The following is a 13,405-nucleotide window of genomic DNA, read 5'->3' as shown; positions in this document are numbered from 1 at the left end:
TTTTCCGAATCTTGAATTAATTAACTAATTTGTAGCACAAATAACAAAGCGGTGACTACTTAATCTGCTACACCTAATTCACCGCTATCAAAAAGTATCAATGACTAAATGACGAAATCTGTCTTAAGGTAGATGTTATGAAAGTGCGATCGCTCCTTTCCTACTGCATCCTTTTTTTCGTTACCTTCAGCCTAGCCGTAGGTTGCGTTAACCCAGCAGTTTACATCAAAACAACTAACGAAACAGACTCCACTGCCTCCTCGACTGGTGTTGATGCCGTCCGTTTAGGATTTAGTGCTTGGCCCGGTTGGTTTCCTTGGCAAATTGCCCAAGAACAAGGTATTTTTAAAGCAAATAATGTTCCTGTAGACCTGAAATGGTTCGATGGATATTTAGAATCTATCAATACTTTAACTGCCGGACAAATAGATGCGAATAGTCAAACTTTAGGAGATACAGTTAACTCGATTTCCGGTGGCGCAGATAAAGTAATTGTGCTGGTAAATGATAACTCTACTGGTAATGATAAAGTAATAGTCAGAGAAGGGATTAATTCGGTTGCTGATTTAAAAGGAAAAAAGGTTGCTGCTGAAGAAGGAACAGTCGATCATTTTCTGTTACTTTTAGGACTAAAAAAAGCAGGTTTATCACCAAAAGATATTCAGTTTGTTCCTTTAGAAACAGGTCAAGCAGCAGCAGCATTTGTCGGTGGACAAGTTGATGCAGTGGCAGTATTTGCGCCTTTTACAACTCAAGCATTGAAACGTCCTGGTAGTAAAGAATTGTTCAGTTCTAAAGACTTTCCGGGAGCAATTTCTGACCATTTAGTAGTTTCGCGCAAGTTTTTGCAAGAAAAACCGGAAGAAATCCAAGCATTAGTTAATTCCTGGTTTGCCACTTTAGATTATATGCAAAAAAATCCCGAAAAAGCTTATGAAATCATGGCAAAAAGAGCGGGTGTTCCGGTATCAGAATACAAAGCATACGCTGATGGTACTCGCATTTTTACTATTGAAGAAAACCTAAAAGCTTTTCAACCAGGAAATAATTTGAATTCTTTGCAATTCGCCGCCCAAGAAATGAGCAAATTTCTGATGGAAGTAGGGCTAGCAAAAACTCAACCGGACATTAGTAAAATATTTGACGATCGCTTTGTCAAAGCCTACGCTGAACAAGTGAAAAAATCTTAAATTAACTATTCCTAAAACTGGAAATTTAACCATGAATGAAAGCCCTGGATCGATTAGAGACTATATCCGACCGAAAAAACTCCAACCCACAGTTTTTTGGCGGATTGCTGAAGATATTCCGAAACCTCTAAACACAGCATTAATTATTACCTCAATTGGTGCGCCTTTGTTACTGTGGTGGTTAGTAACTACCTTCGGAAACATTGACCCCAAATTTTTGCCTTCCCCTGCCAAAGTCATGGAAGCATTTGGCAGATTATGGAGTACTCGCGAACTGCTAAAAGATACAGTGGCGAGTCTGTGGCGCGTCGGTGTCGGGTTTATTTTCGCAGCAGCACTTTCGATTCCCATTGGCGTATTAATGGGGAGTTTTGCCAGTATTCGGGCATTATTAGAACCGCTGTTTGGCTTAATGCGCTATATGCCTGCACCTGCTTTTATTCCCCTGCTAATTTTATATTTGGGAATCGGAGAAGAACCGAAAATTACCCTGATTTTCATCGGAGTTTTCTTCTTCAATTCCTTGATGGTGATGGATACTGTAAAGTTTGTATCAAAAGATTTGATTGAAGCGACTTATATTTTAGGAGGCGATCGCAAACAAGCCCTCCTGCAAGTAATTTTTCCCCACGTCTTACCGGGAATCATTGACGCTTGTCGCATCAACTTAGCAGCAGCGTGGCAATTAGTAATTGTTTCCGAACTAATTGCCGCCACAGAAGGTTTAGGTCGTCGCATTAGTGTAGCAGGTAGATTTCTCAGAACCGATGAAATATTCGTCGGACTAATAGTAATTGGAGTAATTGGATTATCTTTCGACCTATTTTTCCAGTATCTCTTAAGAGTTTCCTGTAAATGGGCAAGTCAAAAACGCTGAGATAGGCAGGGGGGAGGAACTAAAAGTTTTTGTCCCAACAGATTCTGCAATTTAAAGATAAAAATTCTAACTAAATTGTAAATACTTCTCTTTCTTTCCTTCGCGTTCTTTGCGTCCTTTGCGGTTAAAAAAAGCGAATTAATGACAAAAAAATTAGTGAGGCTAAATCTATGTATTTGCAAATTAACAATCTGAACAAACATTTTCAAACCAAGAACGGTAATTTAGTCGTCCTGAAAGACATTAATATGACGATTAAACGAGGAGAATTTATTTGTGCAGTTGGCGCATCAGGGTCAGGTAAATCTACCTTATTACGGCAAATAGCTGGACTTGATATGCCTACTTCTGGGGAAGTAAGAATTGATGGTGAAGTGATTACAGGGCCAGGGCCCGATCGCGGAATGGTATTCCAACACTATACACTTTATCCTTGGATGAACGTGCAGGAAAACACTGAATTTGGATTGAAGCTGCAAGGCGTACCAAAAAAGATCAGAAGAGAGCAAGCAAGCTATTATTTAAGTGTAGTTGGATTGGCTAATTTTGCTAAGTCATTGCCTAAAGAATTATCGGGGGGAATGAAACAACGTGCAGCGATCGCCCGCGCCCTAGCTTCCGAACCAAAAGTGTTGTTAATGGATGAACCTTTCGGCGCATTAGATATTCATACCAAAGAGTCAATGCACGAATTTATGTTAGACCTTTGGCAAAGAACAAACATCACCATTTTTATGATTACTCATGATGTGGAAGAAGCTGTATTTCTCTCCAATCGAATTTACGCTTTAGGGGCGCGTCCTGGTACAGTCAGAAAAGAAATTACCATTAAATTACCCGATCGCACCCACAATGTTAAACGCCAAAGTGTTTTTCATGACTACCGAGATGAACTAATGGAATTATTACGTAAACATGGACAAGAAGCTGTAGCAGTCGCTGCCTAAAAATTAAGGTACAAGTTTGTAAGGTGCGTCGCCATCCAAAAACTGGTTAAATCACAATAATCAAAGTCTGACGCACCCGCAGTCGCCGCCTAAAAAGTAAGGTACAAGTTTGTAAGGTGCGTCGCCATCCAAAAACTGGTTAAATCGCAATAATCAAAGTCTGACGCACCCTACGAATCAACTTTTTTTAACCGATTGATTTCCTAAAATTGCACCTTAGAGTGATGCAAATTCTTCAGTGTTACTCACAAAATATAGATAGTGAACACAGAAGAAGAGGTTTATCGATGTTAATACCAATCGGTTTTGGAGAGCGATCGGTCAATACCTTTTTAGGCGAAATGGTTTACTATACTGCGGTTGGCGAACCTTGGGATAAAAATGGCACCAAAGAAAGCGAAAACACACTAGTTTTTTTACACGCTTTTGGCGGTGGTTCTTCCGCTTACGAGTGGTCTAAAGTTTACCCCGCATTTGCCGCCGAATATCGAATTTTAGCACCTGATTTGATTGGTTGGGGACGTTCTAATCATCCAGCTAAACGTTATCATACTGACGAATACATTAAAATTATTCAGGAGTTTATCGAGAAAACTTGCGATAAACCAGTAACAGTAATTGCCTCTGGATTAACTGCTGCTTTTACAATTCGTGCCGCCATTAATCGTCCTGAACTATTCAAATCATTAATTTTAGTTACTCCCGCAGGTTTAGCAGAATTCGGAACAGATTACAGCCAAAGTATTTCTGCAAAAGTTGTTAAAATCCCTGTATTAAATCAAGTACTTTACAGTACTGGAGTTGCATCAAGTGTTGGTGTTCGTAGCTACTTAGAACAGCGGCAATTTGCTCATCCAGAACGAGTTTATCCAGAAATTGTTGACGCTTATTTAGCATCTGCTCAACAACCAAATGCTGAGTACGCTGCCCTCTCATTTGTCAGCGGTGATTTATCTTTTGATTTAGCAGAATATATCACTCAACTGAGTGTTCCCACCGCAATTATTTGGGGGAGAGAATCAGAATTTACTGGGCCAGAAATCGGTCGTCGTTTGGCAGAAATGAACCCGCAAGCAATTCGTTTCTTTTATCATTTAGATGATGTCGGTTTTACTCCGCAATTAGAACTTCCCTCTGTGACTATTGGGCTAATTCGCAAATTTTTACCTTTGCTAGATACAGAACAAAAATAATCGCAGCTAACATCCAAATGCCATCTGCTTCCGGCAAGCTTAGTTTGTGTAGCCCCTGGTTTCAATCCCTGGGAAAAAGGGGGTTGTCCAAACAGCTTATCCGAAAAATACTAAACTATAAGTAGGTGTAAATAAATAAAGTGATAATAGTTATTTAAGGATGGGGCGGGCAGGATGCCCACCCCACAAGAGTTGCAGCTTTCTTGTGGGGTGGGCATCCTGCCCGCCTTTATTTTCACTTTATTTATATCTACCTACTTACTTGATTCCAACAAGTATAATTTAGTTCGACTGACATTATGCCTCAACGAGTTATTTTAATTATCTCCACTGCCACCTTAATACTTTTAGGGCTACTATCCTCATTGGTTTACATAGCTTGGTTTTGGCCCTTAGAACTACTAGCCCATTTCCGAGTTCAATATTTAATGTTATCAATAATTCTTTTTTTTGTTTTAATTATTCTCAAGAGCATTGGTCAACTTAAAAACAAAGCGTTAATTTTCACGGCTTTATTAATTGTAGGGTTAAACGCAGTTGATGTAATTCCCTGGTATTTGCCTCATTCACAACAGGTAGTTAGTGCTCCAGGTAAAGCAATGAGGCTTTTATCTTTTAACTTGAATATTCAAAACAATCAGGACAACAAAGTAGTTAATTTAATCCAAAGTAATCGCCCTGATTTAGCTTTATTAGCAGAAGTTGACGAAAGCACATTTATAATATTAAAAAATAGTTTGAAAGACACTTTACCCTATACTTTTAAAAGTCCCGGTGGAGGTTTGGCTGTCTTCAGTCGCTTTCCCTTTGCAGATATTAAGGCCGATCGCTTAAGTAGTCAAGGAAATCATAACATCATCGCCAATCTGAAAGTCAACAAACAACTAATTAAATTTATGGGAATTCATCCCTTAGTACCTATAACTCGGAATAATTTTCACCGTCGTAATAGTCAGTTAGCCGCACTGAGTAATTACATTCAAAAACAGAATCAGCCATTAATTTTAGTTGGAGATTTCAACATTACACCTTGGTCGCCTTACTATCGGGAGTTAATCAAGAAAACTAAGTTATATAATACTCGGTTAGGGTTTGGTATTTTACCCAGTTGGCCTAGATCGGCAACTCATGTCCGTTTACCCTCTTGGCTAATTCCCCTAGTGAATATTCCGATCGATCACTGTTTAGTTAGTCAGCAGTTTCGGGTGAGGCAAATTTATACAGGCAGAAATGCTAATTCCGATCACGCATCGCTGATAATTGATTTAGTTTTACAAACAAATTAGTCAACCAGCAATTTTCCAAACAGTTGCAGCCAATATTCGCTGAGTCAAATATCAGCTATTCACTCAGCAATTTGCATCAATAAAATTACTTAAATTGAGATAAGAGCACTGCTGAGGCAGAGCCTCTATTTTTCGTTCCATTTGTTGAACCTGGGAACGAGATGTGGGAGGTAGAACCTCCCCTGTTGCAAGATCTGAGTAAACCTTGTGGGGTGGGCATTTTGCCCGCCTATTCTGATTTTATTGCCTTCTGTACCTTAAGTTTTAATGCTTGAGATTGATGTTAGTCTTTTAATTTCCAGTTATCTTAATTATTGTCAATCAATTGGGGTCAGCTTATATAAAGACCCTAACTATAAAATCTACTTTTTTATACACATATCGACAAAGCCAACTCAGATTTTTGGAGTTGGCTTTAATGATGCGAGCAGGTGAACAAATTTTCCGACCATGACTTCCCGGAACTCGCCGGAGTTGTAGCCAAAACCGCTAATGAATGCAGACATTCTAATATTTCAATATGGCTTAAACAGATGTGAACAGGTTTGAGGGAATAAATCATGATGGGAAAGATTTTCTACCATTCCATGTACTGTTTCTTTTATTTTAGTAGTCTAGTTACGCGCACGTCGTATTCAATACCTTGTGGATGGTCGGTTCTAGCTTGTAACCTTGCTAAGTTATCGGCTGTTTGTCTAGATTGTGCATCAATCTCGTAGCGTGTTGTTTCCCTGCGACAGTTATCGGTTGTTGGTTCAAGATATTCTTTGATATCAACCAAAACCTCATAAGTGTGATTCATTTTGGGTGCCTCCTCGTTTGCTTGTAAACGATCGAGATTTATAGAAATCAGTATAGGTACACTCTTGGACTCAAACTTTAAATGAATACAATTCTTAGCAACTCTTTATGTTTTACTCAATAAACTAATTTTTCTAAATATTTAAGTTCAAAAAGAGTTGTTAAGAAATATTCAAACTGACTGTGCAATCAGCTACTAGAGCAGCAAGAGCGAAATAATCATTAGTCATCTGCACAAAGATAGATTAATTTGGAATAATTTTACTTTTAAGAAAAATTATTAATTATCTAATAATATAAATAATTAAGTGAAAACAAGGCCGTAGATTTACGTATTTCTTTTATATATTTGAGCTTGTTTAAGAATCAATATTGTTAGTGAGAAACTTGTCAAAATAAATACTGTGAAATTAATATGAAGTAGCAGTGGCAAAACGTTAAAGTTAGAATAGCAAAATTTGACTGTAACCGTTATTATTTTAAGTTAAAATACTTACTAAAAAAGTGGAGTATGTTCGCGATCGATAACCCAATTATCTGCTATCAGTTAGCCGGATATGAACGACTGCAAACGCCAATTTGGATTTATGATATCCAAAATCTTAAAATGAGGTGGGCGAATCGCGCCGCTTTACTCCTCTGGAATGCAGCAAGTTTAGAAGAATTGCTTAGTCGCGATTTTAGTCAAGTTTCGCAGGCAACGCATACCCGCTTGCAAAGTTACTTGGAGCTTTTTGATCTGGGTGAAACAGTAATTGAGCAATGGACATTTTACCCGCAAGGAAATGCTGTTTCTGTTCGTTGCACTTGTTCGGGAATTTTGATTGAGAAGGGTTGTTTAGCAATGTTAGTAGAAGCAGAAAAAATTACTAACACTGAACAAGATACTCTTCGTTCTGTAGAAGCGCTACGTCACACAACAGTAGTAATTTCTTTATGCAATGCTTCAGGGGAGTTGCTATTTCAAAATCCGGCTGCTATTACTTGTTATGGTAATCATATATCAAACCCAGAAAATCATAGTCTAAAGCAGCGGTTTTTAGATCAAAATCTGTGGTTGCAAGCTGAACAAGAATTGATTGCTAAAGGCATATTTAATGCTGATACTCAAGTTATAACTAAACAGGGAGTGCGTTGGCATTCTGTAGAAATTCGCCAAACGAAAGATCCCATAAGTGGTTGCAATATGCTGTTGGTGAATGAACATGATATCACCGCATTGAAGCAGATTGAAGAGAGATTACGTTGGAAAGAAACATTATTGCGATCGATGACTAATGCTTCCCCTTTAGCTTTTTATGTAGTAGATAATCGCACCGATGAAATTCTTTACTTTACTCCTCAGTTTTGCCAAATTTGGGGGATTGAACATTTAGAATCACAACTGCAAGGCGGTGAACTAAAAAACCATGATATTATTCCCTATTGTAGAGAAAAGCTAGCAGATATCCCGGCATTTGCTGAAAGTTTTAACCCATTACAAAGTGAAGATAACCGCATAGTTGTTGAAGATGAAATTCCTTTTAGGGATGGCAGGATTATTCGGCGGTTTTCCACACAAATTCGCGACTCAGACGATCGCTATTTCGGCAGACTCTATATATTTGAAGATATCACTGAACGCAAACGTATTGAAGAACAACTACAATTAGCAGACTTTTCTGTAGAACACTCCTCTCTAGCTACAGTCTGGATCGATCGCAACGCCAAAATTATACGTGTTAATAAAAAAGCTTGTGAACAACAGGGTTTTTCCCGTGAAGAGTTGTTATCAATGTACGTTTGGGATTCCGATCCTAACTTTCCGCAAGAAGCATGGTTTTCACATTGGGAACAATTGAAACAGCAAAAAAGTTTGTGCTTTACCTCAGAACATCATGCTAACGATGGCAAAATTCTTCCTGTAGAAGTTACCTTGAATTATTTAGAATTTAATGGCAAAGAATATAACTTTGCTTGTGCTCGTGATATTAGCGATCGCAAAGAAGCGGAAGCAGCTTTACAACGAAGAGAACAAGAATTTCGCGCTTTAGTGGAAAATGCTCCCGATATTATCATGCGAATCGATCGGGAATTGCGCTATATTTACATCAATCCAACAGTAGAAAAACATTTAGGCGTTCCGGCTAGAGAATTTATCGGGAAAACCATAGCAGAATTTGGCGCAGATGAATCATTAGTTAAGCTGTGGCAAACAACTATTCAACAAGTATTTGACACAGGTAAAGAGCAAGAAATTGAATTTCAATCTCCATCAATTAAAGGAATGCTTTATTATGCTACCCGGATTGTGCCAGAATTTGCTAATGATGGTTCTGTGCAGTCAATATTAGCGATCGCTCGTGATATTAGCGATCGAGTAGAAGCAGAAATTGCCTTGCGACAGAACGAAGAACGAATGCAAGCACTATTAAAAGCCATACCCGACACAATGTTTCGTCACCGAGTAGATGGCACTTATTTAGATGTACAAGCAAATGAAAATACCTTACTCGTACCAGCGTCAGCTCTCATTGGCAAAAATTTATTAGACTTGCAAATGCCGGAAGACATTAAAAAAGGATTACTAGAAAATTTTCAAGCCGCAGTCACCACCGGAAAATTACAAACCTACGAACATGACCTAAAAAAACCTGATGGAATGTATACTTATGAAGCTCGAATTATTAAAAGTGGTGTTGATGAAATTGTTTGTATTGTCCGCGATATTACAGAACGGAAACTAGTCCAAAGAGCCTTGCAGGAAAGCGAAGAACGCTATCGCTCTGTAGTCACAGCAATGGCAGAAGGCATCGTTTTGCAAAATGCTAACGGTGTCATTGATACCTGTAACAAAAGTGCCGAAAGAATACTCGGTTTAAACAGTGAACAAATGATGGGAAAAACTTCCGTCGATCCTCATTGGCGAGCCATCAAAGAAGACGGATCGCCTTTTCCAGGGGAAGAACACCCAGCAATGGTAACACTAAAAACTGGTAAACCTTGCGTTGATGTAGTGATGGGAATACATAAGCCCGATGATACTTTAACTTGGATTTCCATTAACTCCCAGCCTCTATTTAAATCTGGCGATTCTCTACCTTACGCAGTTGTCACTTCATTTTTTGATATTACAGAACGCAAACAAGCAGAAGAAGCACTACAAAAAGCACTTGCAGCAGCACAAGCAGCATCGATTTCTAAAAGCCGCTTTCTCTCTCACATGAGCCACGAACTGCGGACACCGCTGAATGCAATTCTCGGTTTTAGTCAGGTAATGGCAAGGAATAGTTCTCTTTCTGCTGAACAAAAAGAACAGCTAAAAATTATTAATCGCAGTGGCGAACATTTGTTAAATTTGATCAACGACATTTTATCAATGTCTAAAATTGAAGCAGGTCAAATCGCGCTCAACGAAAATCGCTTCGATCTCTACCAATTACTCCAAGACATCGAACAAATGTTAAGATTTAAAGCTGCTGGTAAAGGCTTAGAGCTAATCTTTGAACGATCGACAAATGTTCCCCAATACATTGAAACAGACGAAAGCAAGTTGCGGCAAATTTTAATTAACTTGTTAGGAAATGCCGTTAAATTTACCAATGAAGGTAGGATTTATTTAAGGGCGAGGTTGGGAAATAGAGAGCAAAATCAATCTTTAATTATCTTTGAAGTAGAAGACACTGGCGCTGGGATAGCACCTGAAGAAATACCCACAATGTTCGATCCATTTGTGCAAACAGAAACAGGTCGCCAATCCATGCAAGGAACCGGATTAGGTTTACCGATTAGCCGACAATTTGTGCGCTTAATGGGGGGAGATATTACAGTTAATAGCCAGTTGGGTAAAGGGACAATTTTTACTTTTGAGATTCGAGTTAAAGAAATTGCTGCTATTCAAGAAAAGAGTTTATCGACTCCTAAACGAGTGATTGGATTACAACCTAATCAGCCTACTTATCGGATTTTAATAGTTGAAGATATCGAAGAAAATCGTCAGCTGCTAGTTAAGTTACTGAAACCTTTGGGATTTGAACTACAGGAAGCTGTTAATGGACAAGAAGCGATCGCTTTATGGACAACTTGGCAACCTCACCTAATTTGGATGGATATGCGAATGCCAATCATGGATGGTTATGAAGCGACTAAACAAATTAAAGCTTTGCAGCAACAAAGATTAACAGGGGAAACTATTCCCACTGTAATTATTGCCCTAACAGCTAGTGCTTTTGAAGAAGAACAATCGAGTATTTTTTCATCTGGTTGTGATGACTTGGTGCGTAAACCTTTCCAAGAGCCAGAGTTGTTTGAAAAAATGGCTCAATACTTAGGCGTGCGCTATATTTATGCAGATGAAAATCAACCGAGTTCAATACATTCAGCAACACCTAAAAAATTGAGTCCAGAAAATTTAAAAGTAATGCCTGCTGAGTGGATAGTAAAACTACATCAAGCAGTACTCGGCGCTAACGATGATATTATCTTGAGGTTAGTTGAACAAATTCCTGATACTGAAGTTGCTTTGGCTAATACCCTTACAGATTTAGTCAATAACTTCCGCCTCGATTTAATCTTAGAGTTAACCGAAGCGATTATCTCTTCCGACAGATGAAAAACCACCCTTTTGGGTGATTAGCTTTCAGTCTCAGTTGTTAATAATGGAATCAAGGTTAAAGATTTATCTGCTTCTATTCCTTAACTCTATATGAAACCAAAGAGCCTATCTCTAAAGTCAGAGATAGGCTTAATTATTAGTAAATCGAGTTTCAAAAGAAAAAAGCGATCGCATTCTAAACTAATAGGCAATTGGGTGCGATCGTTCTATGGATTCATCAATCGTTGCACTTGAATTTGTACATCTGAAAAAGCCAGCGAAGACACCAACCCAGTTTTAAAAGTTCGTTCAGTAGTGTAGCGCCCGTTCTCTAAATCTCGAAAAACTTTAAGTTCCCTATCCAGAAGATTTACTACCCAATATTCAGCAATACCAGCTTCACCATAAACTGCTTTTTTTTCGTTTAAATCTTTGTCAAGAGTAGTGTTAGAAAACTCAATCAGCCAAAAAATGTCATCGGGATAGGGATGATGTTCTAGATAAACTGCTCCCAGAGGTTTTACAATTGCTAAATCTGGAATTGGTTCCGAGTCATTGGGTAAAGTGATGGGGTGCGCTTCACGGATTTTTACTCGATTTCCCAGCAATACCCGTAAATAATCCCCAACTTCGCTATTGTAGTAAGCGTGGGTTTCTCGTTCTGGTGGCATAACTACAATATCTCCGCGCAATAACTCAACTGGCTGATCGTCAAATAGCCCTGCATCGATCGCCCGATGATACCGTTCAATTGTCCATTTGTAAGTAGCGATCATAGTAATCAAATCTGAGAACGCCCAAAGGCAAGGGTGATTTAATATTTTTAGTATGGCAAATTTGCGATCGAATTCGTATCTTACAAGTATGACAACTACGACAATTCTGGCATATTTCTTAATCATTTGCTATTTCGCGAGCGAGCGTTTGTTAAGAAAAGGAAAAAACGCTCTCAGCCTTCAAACTGGTGCATCCGATCGAGGCAGTTCCCAAATCATCTGGATTAGTGGTTTATGCAGCCTCTTACTTGTTCTGCTTGCGCCAATTTTGAATGCCTATCAAATTGGAAATTGGAATAATGTATATGTTGGCTGGATAGGATTAGTACTCATGCTTGCTGGACTTAGTATACGATATTGGGCTGCTAAAACCCTCGGCGAGTTTTATACAAGAACATTGCAAATTGTGGAAGGACAGCAAATATTTAATCAAGCTCCTTATAGCATCATTCGACATCCTGGTTATCTTGGTACATTTCTGATGGAAATTGGAGCAAGTTTAGCAGTGAGGAATTGGGTTGTACTATTGGCGATCGTAGTTATAGGAATGCTATGGCGTATTTACCGGATTCAAGCAGAGGAAGAAATGTTAGAAACTGCATTCAAAGAGCAATACAAAGTCTACCAAGAGAAAACTTGGAAGCTGATTCCATTTATCTATTAGTAATGTTACAAAAATTTAAAGCTTGGTTAAAAGGTAATCATTTAGAGTGGATTGATGAGAAACCTGAGTTTGGCGATCGCACTATCCAAGTACAGGTTACACTGCTAGAAAATGAGACAGATTTAGAGGCAAAGGCACGCGGTCGTAAAATGGCTGAGATATTAGAAAATCTTTCTATGATTCAATCAATGTCCGATCTAGATCCGGTTTTATGGCAGAGAGAAACCCGTCAAGACCGTTCATTACCAGGACGGTAAAAAGTGCTTCTTGATAGCAATATCATCATATACTCTGCTCAACCAGAGTATCCTCAACTTAGGAAATTGATTGCTGAGTATGCACCTGCGGTATCTGCATTGAGTTATGTTGAGGTGCTAGGCTACCATCTACTTTCGGAGCAACAGCGTGAGTATTTTGAGCAGTTCTTCCAAGTAGCTCAGGTTCTACCAATATCTCAAGCTGTGTTAGAACAGGCAGTAATCTTGCGACAACAAAGACGAATGACTTTAGGAGATGCGATTATTGCTGGAACTGCGTTAGTGCATGGCTTAATCTTGATAACTAGAAATACAGAAGATTTTCGTTGGATTACTCAATTAGAATTGTTGAATCCGTTTGAAGATGATATGACGAACACGGTTTAACAGTTTAAGAACTTGTCAGCAAGATTAAGAAAATGAGTTTCTTTCGCTCTTTTAAGCCTTGTCTCAATCAATTCAATATCCTGTTTCTGGAAGGCGATCTAACAATGTTACAAAAATTTAAAGCTTGGTTAAAAGGTAATCATTTAGAGTGGATTGGCGAGAAACCTGAGTTTGGCGATCGCACTATTCAAGTACAGGTTACACTGCTAGAAAATGAGACAGATTTAGAGGCAAAGGCACGCGGTCGAAAAATGGCTGAGATCTTAGAAAATCTTTCTATGATTCAATCAATGTCCGATCTAGATCCAGTTTTATGGCAGAGAGAAATCCGTGAAGACCGTTCATTACCAGGACGGTGAAAAGTGCTTCTTGATAGCAAGATTATCATATACTCTAGACATCTTTGAGAGTTAGCTAGTAAAGTTATAGATAGAAGTTTCCAATTTTTAACTAA

General features: G+C 38.6%; 12 protein-coding genes. 10 read left to right on the top strand and 2 right to left on the bottom strand.

What is annotated here, in order from left to right; all coding sequences use genetic code 11:
* Positions 1 to 137 precede the first annotated feature (137 nt).
* The 5 genes from ACE1CI_RS30605 to ACE1CI_RS30585 all read left to right on the top strand — a co-directional run bounded on the left by ACE1CI_RS30605 (position 138) and on the right by ACE1CI_RS30585 (position 5,493).
* Entirely contained in the window at positions 138 to 1,190 is a 1,053-nt protein-coding gene (locus tag ACE1CI_RS30605; protein ID WP_413266802.1) for an ABC transporter substrate-binding protein, read from the top strand.
* A gap of 31 nt (positions 1,191 to 1,221) precedes the next feature.
* Positions 1,222 to 2,067, top strand: coding sequence for an ABC transporter permease (locus ACE1CI_RS30600; protein WP_413266801.1), 846 nt, complete (start codon positions 1,222 to 1,224; stop codon positions 2,065 to 2,067).
* A gap of 170 nt (positions 2,068 to 2,237) precedes the next feature.
* Entirely contained in the window at positions 2,238 to 3,014 is a 777-nt protein-coding gene (locus ACE1CI_RS30595) for an ABC transporter ATP-binding protein (RefSeq protein ID WP_413266800.1), read from the top strand.
* Positions 3,015 to 3,301: 287 nt separating this feature from the next.
* Complete coding sequence (locus ACE1CI_RS30590) at positions 3,302 to 4,207, top strand: alpha/beta fold hydrolase (RefSeq protein ID WP_413266799.1); 906 nt, start codon at positions 3,302 to 3,304, stop codon at positions 4,205 to 4,207.
* A gap of 299 nt (positions 4,208 to 4,506) precedes the next feature.
* Positions 4,507 to 5,493, top strand: a complete 987-nt coding sequence (locus ACE1CI_RS30585) for an endonuclease/exonuclease/phosphatase family protein (RefSeq protein WP_413266798.1) — start codon at positions 4,507 to 4,509, stop codon at positions 5,491 to 5,493.
* 601 nt (positions 5,494 to 6,094) lie between these two features.
* On the opposite strand, the gene ACE1CI_RS30580 is transcribed toward ACE1CI_RS30585, so the two are convergent.
* Positions 6,095 to 6,295, bottom strand: a complete 201-nt coding sequence (locus ACE1CI_RS30580; RefSeq protein ID WP_413266797.1) for a hypothetical protein — start codon at positions 6,293 to 6,295, stop codon at positions 6,095 to 6,097.
* Between the two features lie 510 nt (positions 6,296 to 6,805).
* Here ACE1CI_RS30580 and ACE1CI_RS30575 point away from each other — a divergent pair.
* Positions 6,806 to 10,885, top strand: coding sequence for a PAS domain S-box protein (locus tag ACE1CI_RS30575; RefSeq protein WP_496615931.1), 4,080 nt, complete (start codon positions 6,806 to 6,808; stop codon positions 10,883 to 10,885).
* 209 nt (positions 10,886 to 11,094) lie between these two features.
* Here ACE1CI_RS30575 and ACE1CI_RS30570 read toward each other — a convergent pair whose 3' ends face one another.
* Positions 11,095 to 11,643 (bottom strand): Uma2 family endonuclease, encoded by a 549-nt coding sequence (locus ACE1CI_RS30570; protein WP_459564130.1) that lies wholly within the window; start codon positions 11,641 to 11,643, stop codon positions 11,095 to 11,097.
* A 148-nt stretch (positions 11,644 to 11,791) separates the two neighbouring features.
* Between ACE1CI_RS30570 and ACE1CI_RS30565 the strand changes: the two genes are divergently transcribed.
* Genes ACE1CI_RS30565 through ACE1CI_RS30550 form a run of 4 tightly spaced genes read left to right on the top strand, consistent with a single transcriptional unit; the run spans position 11,792 to position 13,310 of the window.
* Entirely contained in the window at positions 11,792 to 12,307 is a 516-nt protein-coding gene (locus ACE1CI_RS30565) for a methyltransferase family protein (protein ID WP_413266794.1), read from the top strand.
* 2 nt (positions 12,308 to 12,309) lie between these two features.
* The gene (locus ACE1CI_RS30560; protein ID WP_413266793.1) at positions 12,310 to 12,564 is read left to right on the top strand and encodes a hypothetical protein; all 255 of its coding nucleotides are present in this window, start codon (positions 12,310 to 12,312) and stop codon (positions 12,562 to 12,564) included.
* Between the two features lie 3 nt (positions 12,565 to 12,567).
* Positions 12,568 to 12,951, top strand: a complete 384-nt coding sequence (locus tag ACE1CI_RS30555; RefSeq protein ID WP_413266792.1) for a type II toxin-antitoxin system VapC family toxin — start codon at positions 12,568 to 12,570, stop codon at positions 12,949 to 12,951.
* A 32-nt stretch (positions 12,952 to 12,983) separates the two neighbouring features.
* Positions 12,984 to 13,310: a hypothetical protein gene (locus ACE1CI_RS30550; RefSeq protein ID WP_413266791.1), complete on the top strand. Its 327-nt coding sequence runs from the start codon at positions 12,984 to 12,986 to the stop codon at positions 13,308 to 13,310.
* The last annotated feature ends 95 nt before the right edge of the window (positions 13,311 to 13,405 follow it).

It is taken from the genome of Floridaenema flaviceps BLCC-F50 (assembly GCF_041929275.2).
GTDB classification, from domain to species: domain Bacteria; phylum Cyanobacteriota; class Cyanobacteriia; order Cyanobacteriales; family Aerosakkonemataceae; genus Floridanema; species Floridanema flaviceps.
Note: the sequence above shows the minus strand (reverse complement) of the source record. Positions and strands in the feature narration are given on the sequence as shown.